Origin of the sequence: Arthrobacter sp. Soil761, from assembly GCF_001428325.1 — a bacterium.
Taxonomy (GTDB): domain Bacteria; phylum Actinomycetota; class Actinomycetes; order Actinomycetales; family Micrococcaceae; genus Arthrobacter.
This window is the reverse complement of sequence record NZ_LMSF01000001.1, coordinates 86,583-104,206: the sequence shown is the minus strand read 5'-3', so window position 1 is coordinate 104,206 and position 17,624 is coordinate 86,583. Positions and strand designations below refer to the sequence as shown.

Sequence of the window (17,624 nt, the reverse complement as noted above, 5' to 3'; positions counted from 1 at the left end):
AAATGGCGGCAAGAGAGGAAAAGGGCATAAGGGAACCTGGCAACAGCGGTCCTGCGGACCCTCCGCTTCGCTCCGGTCTCTCGCTGCGCTTCGAGACGCTGTTGGTCGGCATAGCCGACAGGTTCCACCGCTCGCTTCGCTCGCCGGTCCGTCAGTCGCTGCGCTCCCTCCGGCTATGCCCAGCGCTGCGCTTGAGTGGAGGACACCCCGCCTGCCCCGCCGCATTTGTCCACAGGTGGACGACGCGGCAAAGGGTGCAGCCAGGCGGTGGATCACCTGGCGCTGCGCACCAGGTTTGTCCGAGGAGGACGGCCCGTCGGCCGGCCCGCTGCGCGGCCCAGTCGGAGCAGTTCCCGACACGGTTCACCAGTAGGCCGTCAGGCCAGCGGAGCTGGCACGGGAGCTGGACCGTACATCGAGTCTCCGCGGACCCCTGGCGGGACCTGCACTCGATGCCCGACACCTGCATCCCGAGAAACAGAAGAGGCATCGTCATGACACACGCCCGGAAGGCATCCAGGTCCGCACGCCGGCCACAGCCGCAGCTCTCGCCCTACGACACCGGAGCAAGGTGCGAGGCCAAGCCGTGGATCCCCTACGGAGAGCGAGTCACTGAGGCGACTCCGGCGGAGAGCTTTGGCAAGGTCGACTTCGACGATGAAGAGAGCGGCACGGTCTGCGTCGCCTACCTCGAGCGCGACAAGGACGGTGGATACACCCTTCACGTCGCACCGCTCAGCGAGGACCGGAAGGTCCGGGTGGCAATCCATTACGAACGCGGCGGTGCCAGGGTCAACAGTGCCCAGGCGTCGGCAGCTGCCGCGTAGTGACCTGCCGACTGAGAAGGAACACCGGGAATCATTCCGGAAAACATTGCGGCGAAAGAGGACGCGAATGATGCAGCGACAGACGAGTATCACAATCCGGACTGCCACCGCGGCGGCCTCGGCGGGATCTATGCCGATGACCAAGATGACCAGCCGGGAGGCATCACGATGACCAGTGGATTCAGCCATGCCCTGCTCGTGACCGGTTCCCGGACCTGGGACGCCGCGGAGGCCATGAAGGCGGCTTTGAACGAGGCCTGGAGAGCCTGGGGACCGTCTGCGGTCGCCCGACCCGTGCTCCTCTCAGGGCACTGTCCCAAGGGTGCTGACGCCATGGCCGAGCGGCTGTGGCGGGCTGCCGGCTTCGAAGTAATTGAGTTCCCGGCCGACTGGAGCGCTGAGCCCAAGGCGGCGGGCTTCACCCGGAACCAACGGATGGTCGATGCCCTCGTCGCCATGCGCGCCGGGGGAGCGGAGGTCCGTGTCGCCGCCTTCCTGGACCTTTGCAGCAAGTGCGACCAACGCACCGGCCAGCAGCAGCTGATGCCCGGAACGCCAGGGCACTTCTCACATGGCACCGTGCACGCCCGCTCCCGCGCCCTGGCTGCAAGCATCGAGGTCGAAGACATCATCCACCCGCGCCTGCCTCCGTTCTGACAAGTGCACACCCCGGAGATGACAACAGCCCTGCAGCTGGTGCTGCAGGGCTGTTGATCCTTGATTCGAATAGGTGGCCGGAAATCTCTCCGGTATGGCCCGAAAGACTGCGGAAAGGGTGGGGCTAGAGAGTCCGCTCGATGCCGTGTGCCTCATCGTGGGCCTTCATGACAGCTTTCGGAATGCGACCAAACTCGGGCACTTCATGACCGTTCTCGCGCGCCCACTTACGGATCTCCTCACGTTCCTCGGGCGTCGTCTCGGGCACGAGTCGCTTCTTCTCGCCCTTCTTAGTGGCCTTTCGACCCTTACTGATGTATTCCTTGAGATTCTTCTCAAGCTCTTTGCGCTCTTCGTCGGTCAGGTCTATCTCGAACCAGGTGTCGCCCAGTCCGAAGGTGACTGTGGCAGCATCCGGCTTGCCACTGATGTCCGACTCCACAATATTTCGAATAGCCATGTCTTGAATGGTAGACGATCCGAACCACCTTAGAGAAGTCTTTGGGCACGCCAGAACGACAGATCTTTCGAATGCCTTCATCATAGGCCGAAAACGCTGCTATACCAGCATAATAAACCCGCAGCACTGCTAAAATCACACTGCCAGCGGGTGCCTTTCCCCACCCCTGTAAACCGACCATTCGACACGATCGAGAGGCCCCCCACCATGACCATTCTCCAGACCGTCGACGACCATCCACTGACGGACGACGGCGTCGACCTGTTCGCCCTGATGTGCCAGCGCCGCGGCTGGACCGACGAGTACTTCCGCGAGATCGAATCAGCTGAACACGACGAGCTCCTGGGCCTGGCCGAGATGGTCGAGGCCCTGGAAGACGCCCGCGCCGCCGGCCACAAGGTCACCATCGCCCCTGACTTCGACATGGACGGGATCTCCTCCGGTGTGCTCGGCTACGCCGGACTGTCAGAGCTCGGCTTCGACGTCGAGCTGCACGTGCCCGACTACCGCCGCGGCCACGACCTCACGGCCGAGGACATCGCAGAGATCGCCGCGACGTGGCCGGACACCAAGGTCCTGCTGACCTGCGACGGGGGAGTGAACTCCCACCGCGGGATCGCCGCCGCCCGGGCTCTGGGATGGAAGACCCTGGTCACCGACCACCACGAGGAGCTCGAACCCGGTTCGAGCGCCGACGTCACCGTCGACCCCTGTCGGATGGACGAGACCTACGCCAACACCGGCATCTGCGGCGCACACGTGCTCTACCAGGTGTTGGAGGCCTATGCCCGCGTCCACCGGCCGGAGAAGCTCTGGGAGATCCGCCTGCTGCGCCTGTTCGCCGGCCTGGGCACCGTCTCCGACGTCATGCCAGTGCTGTACGAGAACCGGCAGCTGGTGCGCGACTCGCTGTCCATCGCACGGCTGCTGTACGCGCCCGCGCCGCGCACCGTCCCGACCCCCTGGGGCTTCGACCCGGACCCCGAGGCGATCGACGTCGGGCAGTCGACGCTGATGCAGCTGCTGCGCGTCGACCCGCACCACCCGGCCTTCGTCCGGGCCTTCGAGGGCTTCGCGGTCCTGCTGAAGGCCTTCGGCCAGGCAGGCAAGGTCCGCGACATCGACAGTATCGACGAGGGCTTCTACGGGTTCTACCTCGCGCCGGCGATGAACTCCCCGCGCCGCACGGGCGACCCGCTCGCACCGTGCTTCGGTGTGTTCACCGCGCCTGACCAGGACTTGATGCTCGAGGCGGCACACCAGGTCATCGCGACCAACGAGAGCCGCAAGGAGCTTGTCGAGGTCCACACCCAGGAGCTCGAGGAGGGTGATCAGCCGCTGGCCCCCTGGGTCTACTTCTCCGAGGCCTACCCGGGCATGTACGGTCTGCTCGCCAACCGGCTGATGGAGCGCCACGGCCACCCGGTCGTCGTGCTCAACCGTCCCGTCGGGCCGGATGACTACGTCGGAGGCTCCGGCCGGGCACCGTCGTGGTTCGGCATCATCGACACGCTCGAGCACCAGGACGGCATGCGTGCCATCGGCCACCAGCAGGCCTGCGGCGTCAAGGTCGACCGGGCGGAACTGCTCGACGGTCTGGTCGAAGCATTGCGGGAGGCCACGCAGGTTGCCCTGCTGGCTGTCGTCCAGGATGAGCGCCGGGCCGACCTGGTCCTGGGCCCGGACCGGGACTGCGATGCTGGCCTGGACGACCTGGAGCCTCTGGTCGGCTTCGTCCGGCGTGTGGAAGCGCTGCGGCCCTTCGGCCACGGCTTCGTCGAGCCGGTGGTCGAAATCGCTGTCGAGCCCCTTGGGCTGCGGGTGGACCGGATCGGTTCCGATACTGACTGCGGCCATGAGCGCACCGACGCCAACCTGATGACCAACGCCCGCGGCTACCGCGTGTGCCGCCTGTGCAAGAAGCATCTGCGGCTGGTCACCAGGTCCGGGCTGTCCTGCCTGTGGTGGAACGTCGCCGAGGAGAAGGAGCCGGAGATTTCGGCTCTGACGCGGTCGGCCAGCCGCACCGAGGTCGGAACGCTGCGTTTCATCGCGAAGCTGCAGCTGAACACCTTCCGCGGCGAGACCCGCGTCCAGGCCGTCATCGAAGAGCAGATCCCCGCGTCTGTCTGACCACGGAAAGGAGGCGGGGATGCCCGCTCCACCCATCAAGTCCCGGCTCGTCTCCATCGCGTGGTGTGTCCTCGTGCCCCTCGGCGTGCTCGCCGCCTACCTGGGACTTGGCCTTGCCGTAGTTTCCGTGGTCGGCGAGCCCGTCCTGGGTACGGCGGTGCTCGGAGGCCTGGTGGCGCTGCTCGTCGGCGCTGCCAGGCTCTTCCGGCCCCGGTGGTTCGCCAACGCGCCAACGGTCCGACCGATGTCCGGAACACCGCGCTTTACCCGAACGGTGCTTGGGTGCCTGGCTCTGGCGTTCTTCGCCGGCCAGTCCCTGGCCCTGTGGCTCAATACCCTGGGCGGCTCGGCGGGATTCGATGAATCGACCCGAGCCAGGACAGACGCCGGTCCCGTCGTGGCCCTCCTGCTAGCACTGGTGGCAGCGCCGGTGGCCGAGGAGATGCTTTTCCGCGGCCTGCTCTACCCGCTGCTGCGGCGCAGGGTCGGCATCGTCGCGGCGGTGCTCGTCACCGCCGCGGGCTTCAGCCTGCTGCACGCCAACGTCGTCCAGTTTGCTGCCACGCTGCCCCTGGCGGTGCTGCTGGCGCTGGTCTACGAACGCGCCCGCGTCCTGTGGCCGTGCGTGCTGCTCCACCTGGCCTTCAACCTCGCGGCCGTCCTTGTCCCCGCCCAGCTGCTGGGCGCATTGGCGAACCCCGTCTCAGCGCTGCTGATGACCGCGGCGTTCCTCGCGTGCGCCCTGGCGGTGTACCGCATGGCGGCACCCGCGCCCGGGCCTGCACAAGACGACAGGGAAGCCGGCGGGGAAGAAGACAGGGAAAGCGAGCCACAGGCCGCATAGCGGCCGGGCTCAATGTGCAGGACTGACGCTGGTGCCCTCCGGGCGACCTTTCGGCCGTGGGCCGACGGTCGCTCCGGAGGGCCTGCTCTTGGGTGACCGGGGTGATCCGGTCACCGGGGGATTGGCTGAAGGATTTTCGTCAGCCAGACCTGAGAGGAGGTGGATCCACCATGGCAGTCGTCAACAAGTGCGCGTATGACGCGCAAGGCCGGCTCGTGCGCCCCAGCGGCAGCGAAGTGCGCCGCGCGCGGTTCGCCAGCGACTTCGACACCGGTGAGAGGCCGACCTTCGATCGAGGGTCCATGCACTTCTTCACCATGAGCACCAGCGGCCGCACGGCGGAGCAGGCGCACGAACGCGCCCGCGAGATGCTTGCCCGCTTCTTCGAACGCGCCGAGTCCGTCGCTGGCTTCCGCAAGCTCGAGATGCGCCGGAGGCAGGGTGTGATGCCCTGCAACCGCAACGTCTCCATCACCTACGAGATCCTGTACGCCGTCGAGGACGGCCACCGGGTCCGTGCCCACATACCCGAGTCCCCCAATGCGGGATACCGGCGAGGCCGCAGCGCGGCCGCCTTCTAGGCGGCCGGCGCACCCAGGGCCTCGCACCAGCGTGAACGCGCAGAAAGGCCGGAGAGCTCCCTTCCCACGGGGATGCTTCTCCGGCCTTTCTGTTTTCACGTTCCTGTGACAACAACACCTGGTGACGGTTCCTGGCCCTAACACCGATGCCCACTATATCAGTGTCGATTCATCATGTGCAATGCAGTCGGCGTCCCATTCCGGCGACCATTCGAAGGTCTGTCTCGAATCACTCGGAATAACTCGGAAGCCCGGTCGACCAGGACGCGGGACCCATCGCGATCGCTCCCGTCAGGGCCGTCAGGGCCTGATGCTCCGCTGCACGGGAGGACGCAGCGCCGAGGTGTACCACGTGTCGTGGTACACCTCCCGATCCCAGTGCTGGCCTGCTCAAACGGCGGGTCAGGCGACCGCGGCCGAGGGAGTCTGTACCACGTGCCCGAGCGGACGTGGTACGCCGTATTGCCTTGGCAGATCAGCGTTTTCGGCGGGTGTACCACGAGTACCACCAGATTCCGAGCGTTTACATATGTGCGCGAAGGACGCCTCCGATCGGTCATCCAGCCAGTAAGAGCTCTTATCCCCATGCGCGTATATCTAGTCTTTATTTAGTGGTACAAGTGGTACAGGGGGTATATAAAGCCCGTCTGACCAGGGCAAACGCCTGTACCACGTGCAAATCTCCATGTGGTACACCCCGTTTGGAGAAGTCCTGAAATCCCCGACTGACCAGGGGAAACAGGTGTACCACGTCAAGTGGTACACCTTCCGATACCCATTGGGGGTATACCGGCTCGCTGCTGCAGCCGGATCCCAGCTCTGGAGGTTCCCGGCCGGCCGGTCGGAAGAACTCCCCGAACCCCGACCAGGGGGTCGGGCGGCTCACGCCGCCCGCGGGGGAGTGCTCGAGCACGAGAAGCCAGCGGCTCCGTGGGGCATACGCCCCCGGAGCCGCTGTTTCTCATTCCAGACCGCACGCTCTCGTCGTGTCGCCGTGGCCTCCGGGTCTCGCGCGCGACCCCTCCGAGCCCCACCCGGGTACCACCCGGGACCTCTGTCGGACCATGAGTCGACTATCAGTCGACTCGTTGCGAAAGACCATTCGGATGGCATAGAGTCGTGAGCACGTTCCTATTCGATTACGAGACCAATCGGCTTCCCACTCACTGCCGGCAGGTACTCGACGCGATCGAGAAAGACAGCAGCATGACGACTCCTGACGACCCAACGCCCGTCTTCGACGAGGACTTCGACACCCCCTCGACCAACCCTGTCGCCGACGCCTTCACCGAGGTCATGACGTACTTCGCCGACGGCGGCGACATCGCCCCGCAAAACGAAATAGTCACGCGCGCGACCGAGGTCTACCTCCAGCTGATCGACCCGTCGGACCCGCCCGCACCGCGCCTGCTCGAGAAGCAGCTGCTCGCGATCGTGAACGGCGTCTCCAAGGCCGAGAACAGCAAGACCAAGGTGGCTGCCGAGAAGCTGCCCCTGGCCCGGCACCTGACCTACTGGCAAGTGGCGCAAATCCTGTTGAGCCTGCACCACGTGATCCGCATCGCCCCCAGCGCCAAGGACACTGACCGCGAGTACGACCTGCTGGCGATGTACCAGGCCACCGGTCCGGGCCGCGGCACGTACACCACCAGCGAGGACGACATCCGCACCACGGCACGCCGTTACAACACGCAGCTGACACTCAAGGAGTTCGCCGAGGTCCTGGCAGTACTCCGCGAGGACAGCCCGCGCCGGCACCAGTGCAGCCACAGAGACCTCATCGCCGTGAACAACGGCGTGTTCCACTACGGCCGCGAGGCCCGGGACATCCATGAGGGCGGCAAGGCCTTCCACTTCGAACCCAAGTCGCTCGTGCCCTTCGACCCGGCACTGGTGTTCCTGGCCAAGTGCCACATCGACTACGTCGAAGACCCGGACAACCCGGTGATCGTCCACCCTGTCGACGGCTCGGTCTGGGACATCGAGTCCTGGATCCGCGAGCTCTCCGACGAGGAGGGTATCCCCGAGCTGCTCTGGGAGGTCATCGGCGCGATCATTCGGCCGCACGTCAGTTGGGGCAAGACTGCCTGGTTCTATTCAGAACAGGGCAACAACGGCAAGGGCACGCTGTGCTCGCTCATGCGCAACCTGTGCGGGCCACGCTCGCACACCTCGATCCCGCTGAGCGACTTCGGCAAGGACTTCGCGCTCGAGCCGCTCGTGCGCGCCAACGCGATCATCGTCGACGAGAACGACGTGGGCACCTTCATCGACAAAGCGGCCAACCTGAAGGCGATCGTCACCAACGACGTCATCCAGATCAACCGGAAGTACCGGATGCCGATCGCCTACCAGTTCTTCGGCTTCATGGTCCAGTGCCTCAACGAGTTCCCGCGCGTGAAGGACAAGTCCGAAAGCTTCTACCGCCGGCAGCTGTTCGTACCGTTCAACAAGAGCTTCACCGGCATGGAGCGCAAGTACATCAAGGACGACTACCTCCAGCGCCGCGAGGTCCTGGAGTACGCCCTCTGGTACGTGCTCAACCGCGCCGGCGCAGCCGACCCGGGCAACTACTACCAGCTCTCCGAGCCGGTGGCGACCAAGGTGGTCCTGGCCGAGTACAAGGAGGCCAACGACCCCGTGCGCGCCTTCTGGGAAGAGTTCCGCGAGCGGCTGGTGTGGGACCTGGTGCCTTTCACCTTCACCTATGACCTCTACAAGGCCTGGTTCGCAGACGTCTCGCCCTCGGGGTCGCCGGTGAGCAACAAGCAGTTCATCACGGACCTGGTTGCGATCGTGCGGCCTGACCCGCTGTGGCACTGCCCGGACAAGAACAAGAAGATCCGCCCCGGCCAGATGATGGCCACCCCCGAGACGACCATCGCCGAGTACGAGCTGAAGAAGTGGATGAACCCGCACTACAGCGGCTCGGACCCGAAAAAGAAGTCGCAGCCGGTCCTTCAGGCCAACTACCGCGGCCTGCTCCGGCACACAGGTCCCGCCGCCCAGGTGGACGCCGACGACGAGGACACCACAGGAGAGGACTGATCCGACCATGCCCACAATCGCCAGGGCCATCACCGAGCTCGCCCGGGCGGTGACCGACCTCGCCAAGCAACAAGGCAGGGCAAGCACCGCGCTGGCCGATGTCGCCCGCGAACAGCGGATCACCAACCTGATCGTCCGCTCGCAGATCAGTGCCGACCCGGAGGAGAAGCGGCGGCTCGTGGCTGAGGCCTCCAGCCGGATGGACGCCCCGCGCCGCCGCTCTCCACACAACCCGATCGACTGAAGACAAGAACGGAAAACAGGACATGACGCAGCCGCACCCGAACGAACCGAACTGGAAAGACGGATGTGCAGGAGAGGGAGTCTCGCCCGGAAAGGAATGCGCCGACTGCACCGGCCAGCGTGAGCACTTCGGCTACTCCCTGGTGGGAGGTCGATGGGCCCGCGGTGCCCGGCCGGTCCCCGCGCCCGTCACAAGGAAGAAGCGCCGCCTAAGGCCATCCGCGGCAGCGCCCGGCACCCCGACCAGATAACTGCATACCCCGGCCGTGACGGCCGGTGACGACCGAAAGGCCAGACCCATGACCACCCAGCGCACCCCCGTCACAGCTGAGACCGCGCTCTTCACGTTCTACGACATCGAATCGCTGTCGAACGTCTTCACGCTGTGCGCCTACACCCCGCGGCCGGGCCGCGCCGTCCACGACCTGGAGATCTTCTTCCTGGCCGACGACCCGGCGCTGGTCGCCTCCGTCGACCCCCAGGCCCTCTACGACACCGTGATCCGCTCCAACCCGGGGCTGCCCGCGGTCAGCGTCCAGCTTTGGAACCTCGGCAGCGAACGGGGCAGCCTCCGGCTCGCCGAACTGATGGGCCTCTCGAACGCCGACCAGGTGTGCAACCACTCCGACCCAGGCGGGTACCCCGCGGCGCTGCGTCCGGTCTGCGACACAGACCCCGAATACGACCCGGCACTGCATCCGTTCCTTGCTGGCTACAACTCAATGAACTATGACACGACCATGGTCGCGCTCTACCTCAACGAGGCGTTTCCGGCCCCGGGCAGCGGTCGGCCGTTTCAGCCGACCACGGCCCGTACTCTGCGCGACCACAACGACCAGCTCTTCTCGTCCCAGCACATCGAGTACATGCCTGGCTACCTCGGCTGGGACGGGGCGGCTGCGAAGATCCGCCGCGCCATGCTTCACTCGGGCCGGCACCTGGACGTGGCCCGGCTGAACGAACTGCAGTCCAAGGTCAGCCTCAAGCGCCTGCTCGGGATGCTCGGCCGCCAGATCAAGGAATCCGAGAAGCTCAGCCATGACACGAGCATCGAGGCGGTAGAGGATCTCTATGAGCTGCTGGCCTACAACGTCTCGGACTGCCTTGGTCTGGCCCAGCTGTTCCGGCACCCGGCGTACGCGAGCAACTTCGATCTCAAGGCCGCTCTGCTCACCCAGTTCACCGAAACGGTGTTCACCAAGAACGGTGCGGTGCGCAAGGACCGGCTGGCAGTCGACTCCTCATCGGCAAAGTTCGTGGGCCGCATCCTCGCACCCTACGCCTCACTGGATGACATCGAGGCGGTGTCCTTCGTATATCCGCACCCCGAGGTCGCTAAAGAACGCGGGATCGAGCCGGTCAACGTGCTCGACGAGTGCGTGCGCTTCTTCGAGGAGAACGTCGCGCCCGACCCGGCCACCCACTCCGAAGTGACTGCAGCCCAGCGCGAGGCCCACCGGCAATTCCTGCAAGTCGTGGCGTACTACCGCTCGATCGAGGGGCAGAACTTCAACGACTCCGAGGAGTACCGCGACAAGTTCAGCCTTCCGGCCCGGTCTCTGCGCGATGTGCCCAAGACCCCGAACAACGTGCCGTATTTCCGGGCGGACGCCTCGCCGTCGTCCTGCTTCGCCACGTTCTCCACCGGCGGCATCCATGGGGCCGAAGCCGACCTGTCGGTGTTCAACGCCGAGAAGGTCGAGCACAACGATCAGACCATGATGCTCATCCGGGCAGCGCAGGCCTTCCCGGACGCAAAGGACTTCGTAGCAGAGGCCAAGCGTCAGCACGCCATGCTCCGCCTGCCCGACGGCACCTTCGTCGACAAGCGGCTGGTCCTGCTGGGTTCGGACCCGGAGAAGGTCAAGTACCGCAAGCCGAAGAAGGACGACCCTGACCAGGCCGGGCAGCTCGCCCGCGCCCAGGCCCAGGTGCCTGACCCGGCGGACCTGTTGACCACCCAGCGGCCCGAGGCGGAGGCGCTGAACGTCGTCCTGCCCGACGGCGGTGTCCTGGAAGGCAAGGTGGTACTCGCCAACAGCACGGCCACCAATGCCGCCTACCGCGATGAGCCGGCCAAGAAGAAGCCAGAGCTGTTCATCGCCAAGGAAGACGGCTCCGACAAGCTGCACCCGAAGTTCGCACGCACCTCGGCTGGCCTGGTGATCCACGAGGACTTCACCAGCTACTACCCGAACCTGCTGCGCAACATGCGGGCGTTCTGGAACCCCGAGCTGGGTGAGGACCGCTACGCGAAGATCTTCTTCGACAAGGAGCGCTACGGCCAGGAGATCAAGGGGCTGAAGAAGCAGCTGGCCCAGCTTCCGGGCGACAGCCCTGAAGCTGCGCGGCTGAAGGCTCAGATCGCCGGGCTCGGCGTGCTGCGCAACGGCACGAAGCTGATCCTCAACTCGGCCTCGGGCGCAGGCGACGCAAGTCACCGCACGCCGATCCGGATGAACAACCGCATCATCTCGATGCGCATCCTTGGCCAGCTGTTCAGCTGGCGGATCGGACAGGCCCAGACCCTGGCCGGGGCGCGGATCATCTCCACCAACACCGACGGCCTCTACTCGGTCGTCGGCGGCGAGAACGGATTCGACGAAGCGACCAACAACCGGGTGCTCGCCGAGCAGCAGGAGGCCATCGGCGTCGACATCGAGCCTGAGCTGATGTTCCTCATCAGCAAGGACTCGAACAACCGCCTGGAGCTGGAGGCCCCGGAGCCGGGGCGGTCCGTGGCAGACAGTCCGATCATCGCCGCCGGTGGCGGCACGCTGGCCTGCCACGCGGGCCCGACTCCGACGAAGTCGCTGGCCCACCCGGCCGTGATCGACTTCGCCCTGGCCCGCTACCTGCAGACGGTGGCGAGCAGGGGAGAGTCGGCGATCGCGGAGCCCTTCGACCTGATGCTGGGCCGGAAGGTGATCGAGGAGGCGGTCCTGGAGGACGACCCGATCCGGTCGCTCCTGCTGTTCCAGAACGTCATCGCGGCCTCCCGCGGCTCGATCACCTACCCCTTCTCGGCTGCACCCATCGACCCCGCCGTGGGTGTGAAGTACAGCGAGCAGGGTCACGTGACCAACGTCCGCGACCCGCAGGTGCTGCAGATGGTCAACCGGGTGTTCATCGTCCGCGAGGGCACTGAGAACGCCCGGAGCCTGCTCAACGCCGGTGCCTGGAAGGTCACCGCGGCCAGCCAGGCCAAGCGCCGCGAGGAGGACATCGGCCGGACCAAGCGCGACCCGGTCGCGCTGGAGGTGCTGCGCCATCACGGCTGGGCCCGCTCCCGCGCCGAGGCCAGCATGTCGGACGGGCTCGCCGTGCTCCCGGACGACCAGGACGTCGTGGTGCGGCGCATTAACGCCATCGACCCAACCTGGTCGATGGTCGTCGTCAACGACGACCTGCACCAGCTGCCGGCCGACCGGATCGAGCGGCTCATCGCCTCGCTGGACCTGGACACCTACGTCCGGATGCTCGAGGAGACGTTCACCAAGAACTGGATGAACGAGGCCGCCTGAGCCGATCGACCACAGCCCGCACAAGGGGGCCGCGGACGCCGCGGCCCCTTGTTCAACTCTGTGCACCATTGCGAATGGTTCCGTACAGATCATTCACTTCGAGTCATAATTGAGTACGAAAGGCAATTCAGGCTCGACACGACACGACCACGAGAGGCCATCATGTCCCAGTCAACACTCCCTGTCCGCTCCACTGACCCGGAGACCTCCTACGCCGCCGCCGTGAAGGCCGCGCTCGGCGCATCCCGCGTCCGTCCCATCGTGCTCGACATCGTCCGCGAGAAGGGCCCGCTCACCCACGACGAGCTCATCGCCGCTTACCACGACCGCGTCGTCACCAGCCTCGGCGAGGTGCCGCGCTCCTCGGACTCCGTCATCCGCACCCGGCTCAAGGAGCTCGCCCACCAGGGCCTGGTGACCGTCGCCGACATCGACGGCTTCTCCAACTACGGCAATGCGGCCAAGCGCTGGGTCGTAGTCGACCCTGACGACCCGAGCTTCGTCTACGACCCGGACGCCATCGCTGCCTACATCGACGACGAGGACATCGTCGGCTTCGGGCACTTCCTTGACGGCGACGCCTCCGACGCTGCCGGGACCGACGAGGACTGAGGCCCCATGCCGAGGAAGAAGAACCAGCGGGAGAAGGCCGTCGAGCAGTACCTGCTCACGCAGTGCCGCCGGCACGGTCTGTTCTGCCTGAAGTTCGTGTCCCCGGCCCGCGGGGGCGTCCCCGACCGAATCGTCCTCACGCCCACCGGCACGGTCTTCGTCGAGGTCAAGCGACCCGGCGGAGACCTCGAGAAGCGCCAGCGCGTCATGCACGCCAAGATGCGCCGTTTCGGTGCCGAGATCCACGTCGTGGATGACGAGCAGGCCGTCGACGCCTTCATCACCCACGTGCTCGGTTACCGCCGGATCGAGAGCCAGCAGAAAGCAGCATCATGACCGCAACAGCCACGGCCGCGGGCCCGGAGACAGCCGCCCGCGACTACGAAACGAAAGACTCGGGATCACGCAGGGTCACCGCCTCCGGCATGCAGCGCGAGGTGAAGACAGGCCAGCCCCGCTTCGACCTGCTCGTACCGCTTCAGGTGCCCTACCAGGACCAGCTGCTCACAAGGACGGCCGCGCTCGTGGAGCGTGGAGCGCGCAAGTACGACTCGCGCGACTGGGAGCAGGCCAGCACTGCCGCAGAGATGGAGGAGTTCCGCGCCAGCGCCTTCCGCCACTTCATGCAGTGGATGTGCGGCGAAGACGATGAGGACCACGCGGCTGCCGTGGTGTTCAACCTCCTGGCCGCGGAAAGCACCCGGACGGTGATCGCCCGCGGTGACGCCGGAACCCCGGAGGCCGCCCGATGAGCGGCCGCGTCACCAAGGGCAACGGCCAGGCCACCTCGGCCTTCCGCCAGCTCACCCGGGCCGACCTGGGCACCTTCGATCGCGAGGCCACGGAGCTCGTGCTCGAAGCGATGCGGGCCGGCTGCGTTGGGCGTGTCTCGTCCCGGGGCCACGCCATCCTGCGCAACAATGCCGGCGGATCCGTCTCGGTGCCGCGCAACATGACCTCACCCAACCGCACGGCGCAGAACGCCCGTGCCGACATGAAACGGCTGCTCGGCGGGCACCGGGCCGATCATGCAGTATCCGCCGCAGACCGCAGGCCACGCGGGAAACGGCAGATGACCGTCGCGGTGGCCTTCGTGGAGCACCCAGCCGCCTTCTCCCGCTGGTTCGACGCCCAGCCCGAGGGCCTGCCTGCGGACCAGCTCATCGAGGTCTCGTTCGACGGGGCCGGGGAGCCGGCCTTCCAGGCCGTGCCCGTCGACGCGCCCGCACAGCCCGATGCACCGGAACAAGACCAGCCGGAGCCCGCGACGGCCCGGCCCACCCGCCGCCGGGGACACCTGATGATCGCGCCCGAGCCCGGGCAGGAAGCAGAGGACGACATGACCGCCGAGGCCAAGGAAGATTTGCCGTTTGCGACGCCCATACCCGATGCGGCCGTCGGGGATGCCTCTGCCGAAGCGGTGCTTGAGCGCGTACGCACCGCGCTGGGTGAGGACCCGCGTGTCACCGCCCTGCAGCGCAGGATCGTCGGGCTGGAGGCAGAGCTCGCCGCCCAGACACGCCGGGCCGATGACGCCGAGGTCCGCCTGGGCCTTATACGCGAGGCATTCCATGCCTGATCCCGACTGCCGACAACCCACGAGAGGAGGCCGCACACCATGACCACGACCATCGCACCACCGCAGCCGTCACCCGCGCCCATCGTGCTCAAGCCCTACCAGCAGCAGATCCACGACTTCCTCGTCAGCCGCCCCTTCGCCGGAGCCTGGCTTGGTGTCGGAGCCGGGAAGACGCTTTCGACCCTCAGCGTCCTGCAGACAGTCCGGCCGATGGGCCACATCCTCGTCGTCGCACCGATCGCGATCGCTCGCTCGACCTGGCTCGACGAGATCGACAAATGGGGATTCCCGATCCGAACCAAGTCGCTCATCGTCAACGAGAACGACCGGAAGCTGCCCAAGGAGAAGCGACTGGAACGCTTTCGGGAAGTCTTCTCCGACCCGCCGACGATGTACTTCGTCAACCAGGAGTTGCTGACCCAGCCCTCCCAGGGTGCGCGTCTGCTCCAGCTGACCGGCGACCCTACCGGCGATGCCATCGCCGCCGGGATCTCACCGGAGGCCGTGCGGCTGCGCGGGCTCATCGAGACGATCGGACCAATGGCCCAGGAGCAGCTGATCGGACACTTCCTGCAGCTGGCTGCCGGGCAGTCCGGAACCAAAGCCCCCACCAAGACCGCGGTCAAGGAGGCGATCAGCGAGCTCGTCACCCGCGGCGCGCTGGAGCGCGAGAGCCACGACTGTCGCAGCTGCGGCGGCGACGGCTGCGCGCAGTGCCGCTACGGCCTGGTCGACCAGATGCCGATCCAGTCCATCAACGGACAGGACACCCTCATCTGGCCGTTTCAGACGGTGATCATCGACGAGTCGCAGGGCTTCAAGTCCCACAGCAGCGCCCGGTTCAAGGCCTTGAAGGCGGTCCGCCCGGCCATCACGCGGCTCATCGAGCTGACCGGCACGCCGAGCCCGAACGGGCTGCACGACTTGTGGAGCCAGATCTACCTGCTCGACCAGGGCGAGGCCCTGGGCCGGACCATCACGGAGTTCCGCAACCGGTGGTTCATCCCGAAGATGGTGCCTGGCACCACCACCCCGGCGAAGTGGATCCCGACCCCGAACGCCGAGGCCGAGATCCATGAGGCCATCAGGCACCTGGTGATGAGCGCGCAGAACACCAACCTCAACCTGCCGGGCCTGACGATCCAGGACGCCAACGTCACCCTCCCGCCGGACCTCATGCAGGCCTACAAGGAGTTCAGGCGCGACCTCGTGCTCGACGTCGTGAAGACCTACCAGGACGAGGACGGAAAGCTCACCCAGAGCGTTGAGTCGATCGTCGCCGAGAACCAGGCGGTCCTCACCAGCAAACTGATGCAGTTCGCCTCGGGGACGCTCTACACGGCCGACCCGGAGGACCCGGCGACCAAGGGCCAGTACGAGGTTATCCACGACAAGAAGCTCGAAATGGCCGAGTACCTGGTGCGCAACAGCGGGGGAGACCCCGTGCTGGTCGCGTACCACTTCCGCTCTGACCTGGAGCAGCTGATGGCGCGCTTCAAGAAGGCGGGCATCGACGCGCAGGTCTTTGACGGCTCGCGGGAGATGGTCCGCCGGTGGAACGCCAAGCAGATCCAGGTGATGCTGCTGCACCCCGCGGCGGCCGGCCACGGCCTGAACCTGCAGGACGGCGGCTCGACGATGATCTGGTACACGCTGCCGTTCTCGCTCGAGCACTACCTGCAGACCAACGGCCGTCTCTACCGCACGGGGCAGACCAAGCCCGTGGTGATCCACCGGATTATCACCAAGGGCACTCAGGACGAGCGGATGCCCGGAGTCCTGGCAGAGAAGCAGCAGGTCCAGGACGACCTCATCTCGGCTGTGTCCGGCGAGGAGGCGATCCTCGTCGCCCTCGAGGAGGAGATCCAGGACGACCTCAACGACCTGTGGGTCTCCGAACGGGTCTGACCAACCCATTCCGACGCCGCGGAGCGCCAGCCACACGCCGGCGCTCCGCGGCGCACCACCCCGACCCCAGTGCCACCCGGCCCGAGGAGGACTGATCCATGAATGACCCGAAGCACCAGGCCTGGCCCGACGGAGCGCGCGTGCGCTTCACCGCCGAGGCCAGGGAAGCCATGCAGGCGCGGCCCGGAACGAAGCCGCTGCGCGCACCGGCCCTCGGGCCGAACACGGACTACACGATCGACAACACCGACGACGGCCTGCACGACGTCGTGCTGCGCGAGACCGGGGAACGCTACGGCGTGCTCTGGCTCCAGAGCGCAGAGCACGAACCCGTCGACCCCGACGTCGCGCTGCTCGAGGAGCTCTTCGACCGCGAGCTGCCGGCCAGCTTCGACCCCGCCCGGGGGACAAGGAGCGTCACTCGCCATCACGGAGCAGGGATGGCCACAGCCGGAGCCCGGCCCGCCACGACCGTAGTTCCGCGCGGCAACTGGATGCAGACCTACACGGGTCGCCGGTTCTACCCGCTGGACCCGCGGCCCGAGGACGTGGACATCGCCGACATCGCACACGCGCTGTCCATGCAGTGCCGCTACAACGGCCACGTCCGCCGGTTCATGTCCGTCGCCGAGCACTGCGTACTCCTCTCGCGACTCGTCGCCCCGGAGCATGCGCTCTGGGCGTTGCTGCACGACGCGACAGAGGCATACGTGGGCGACATGGTCCGCCCGCTGAAGCTTCACATGCCGGAGTACCGGGCCGTCGAGGACGGCGTCATGGTCGCCATCGCCCAGAAGTTCAGCATCGACCCCGCCATGCCCGCCGAGGTGAAGCACGCCGACTCGCGGATCCTGCTCGACGAGCGCGCGGCGCTGCTGGGCGAGCCGGCGGGGGACTGGGAGGTTCCAGGTCAGCCCTTCGGGATCGAGATCCAGGCCTGGAGCCCGGATGCTGCCGAGCTCGAGTACCGCCTGCGCTTCGCCGAGCTGACTGGAGACCCGGCCGGTCTGCCCGTCGGGCTGTGCGGAGACCGGGAGGACCACCTGCCCCACACCCACCGCAGCGCCTCGCTTGGCGGGCTCTGGTGCTCCGCTGACCAGGACTCCCGCCTCCCCTGGGCCGCCGAACGTCGGCAGACCCAACCCGGAAACGCAGGAGAACAGCCCTATGGCTGAGACCAGGATGACCGGGACGGGACGCATCGCAGC

At 66.5% G+C, this 17,624-nt stretch carries 15 protein-coding genes; 14 read left to right on the top strand and 1 reads right to left on the bottom strand.

Features of this window, described 5'->3' with window-relative positions; translation table 11 throughout:
* Positions 1 to 494 precede the first annotated feature (494 nt).
* Together ASG79_RS00495 and ASG79_RS00490 are read left to right on the top strand one after the other, a co-directional pair.
* A complete protein-coding gene (locus ASG79_RS00495; protein WP_056387581.1) occupies positions 495 to 827 on the top strand; it encodes a hypothetical protein in 333 nt (110 codons plus the stop codon).
* A gap of 168 nt (positions 828 to 995) precedes the next feature.
* On the top strand, positions 996 to 1,484 hold the full coding sequence (locus tag ASG79_RS00490) for an SLOG family protein (protein ID WP_056387577.1): 489 nt from the start codon (positions 996 to 998) through the stop codon (positions 1,482 to 1,484).
* A 124-nt stretch (positions 1,485 to 1,608) separates the two neighbouring features.
* Here the strand turns inward: ASG79_RS00490 and ASG79_RS00485 are convergent, their stop codons facing one another.
* On the bottom strand, positions 1,609 to 1,944 hold the full coding sequence (locus tag ASG79_RS00485; protein ID WP_056387574.1) for a histone-like nucleoid-structuring protein Lsr2: 336 nt from the start codon (positions 1,942 to 1,944) through the stop codon (positions 1,609 to 1,611).
* Positions 1,945 to 2,151: 207 nt separating this feature from the next.
* On the opposite strand from ASG79_RS00485, the gene ASG79_RS00480 reads away from it, so the two are divergent.
* From ASG79_RS00480 to ASG79_RS23770, 12 genes are all read left to right on the top strand, one after another.
* Positions 2,152 to 4,077 carry a DHH family phosphoesterase gene (locus ASG79_RS00480; RefSeq protein ID WP_056387572.1) on the top strand — a complete coding sequence of 642 codons (1,926 nt, stop codon included), beginning with the start codon at positions 2,152 to 2,154 and terminating at the stop codon, positions 4,075 to 4,077.
* A gap of 19 nt (positions 4,078 to 4,096) precedes the next feature.
* Positions 4,097 to 4,921: a CPBP family intramembrane glutamic endopeptidase gene (locus ASG79_RS00475; protein ID WP_056387568.1), complete on the top strand. Its 825-nt coding sequence runs from the start codon at positions 4,097 to 4,099 to the stop codon at positions 4,919 to 4,921.
* Positions 4,922 to 5,136: 215 nt separating this feature from the next.
* Complete coding sequence (locus ASG79_RS00470; protein WP_142133558.1) at positions 5,137 to 5,502, top strand: hypothetical protein; 366 nt, start codon at positions 5,137 to 5,139, stop codon at positions 5,500 to 5,502.
* 1,119 nt (positions 5,503 to 6,621) lie between these two features.
* Positions 6,622 to 8,550, top strand: coding sequence for a phage/plasmid primase, P4 family (locus tag ASG79_RS00465; protein ID WP_200953126.1), 1,929 nt, complete (start codon positions 6,622 to 6,624; stop codon positions 8,548 to 8,550).
* Between the two features lie 7 nt (positions 8,551 to 8,557).
* Positions 8,558 to 8,794, top strand: a complete 237-nt coding sequence (locus ASG79_RS00460; RefSeq protein WP_056387559.1) for a hypothetical protein — start codon at positions 8,558 to 8,560, stop codon at positions 8,792 to 8,794.
* A gap of 298 nt (positions 8,795 to 9,092) precedes the next feature.
* Complete coding sequence (locus ASG79_RS00455; protein ID WP_056387555.1) at positions 9,093 to 12,317, top strand: hypothetical protein; 3,225 nt, start codon at positions 9,093 to 9,095, stop codon at positions 12,315 to 12,317.
* Positions 12,318 to 12,479: 162 nt separating this feature from the next.
* Positions 12,480 to 12,929 (top strand): hypothetical protein, encoded by a 450-nt coding sequence (locus tag ASG79_RS00450; protein ID WP_056387553.1) that lies wholly within the window; start codon positions 12,480 to 12,482, stop codon positions 12,927 to 12,929.
* Between the two features lie 6 nt (positions 12,930 to 12,935).
* A complete protein-coding gene (locus tag ASG79_RS00445) occupies positions 12,936 to 13,265 on the top strand; it encodes a VRR-NUC domain-containing protein (RefSeq protein ID WP_071416422.1) in 330 nt (109 codons plus the stop codon).
* Positions 13,262 to 13,681 (top strand): dATP/dGTP diphosphohydrolase domain-containing protein, encoded by a 420-nt coding sequence (locus ASG79_RS00440; RefSeq protein WP_056387550.1) that lies wholly within the window; start codon positions 13,262 to 13,264, stop codon positions 13,679 to 13,681. The genes ASG79_RS00445 and ASG79_RS00440 overlap by 4 nt, the downstream gene beginning before the upstream one ends.
* Positions 13,678 to 14,508 (top strand): hypothetical protein, encoded by an 831-nt coding sequence (locus tag ASG79_RS00435; protein WP_056387548.1) that lies wholly within the window; start codon positions 13,678 to 13,680, stop codon positions 14,506 to 14,508. The genes ASG79_RS00440 and ASG79_RS00435 overlap by 4 nt, the downstream gene beginning before the upstream one ends.
* Positions 14,509 to 14,547: 39 nt before the next feature.
* Positions 14,548 to 16,416 (top strand): DEAD/DEAH box helicase, encoded by a 1,869-nt coding sequence (locus ASG79_RS00430; protein WP_056387546.1) that lies wholly within the window; start codon positions 14,548 to 14,550, stop codon positions 16,414 to 16,416.
* 98 nt (positions 16,417 to 16,514) lie between these two features.
* Positions 16,515 to 17,591, top strand: a complete 1,077-nt coding sequence (locus ASG79_RS23770; RefSeq protein WP_186447726.1) for a hypothetical protein — start codon at positions 16,515 to 16,517, stop codon at positions 17,589 to 17,591.
* Positions 17,592 to 17,624 lie beyond the last annotated feature (33 nt).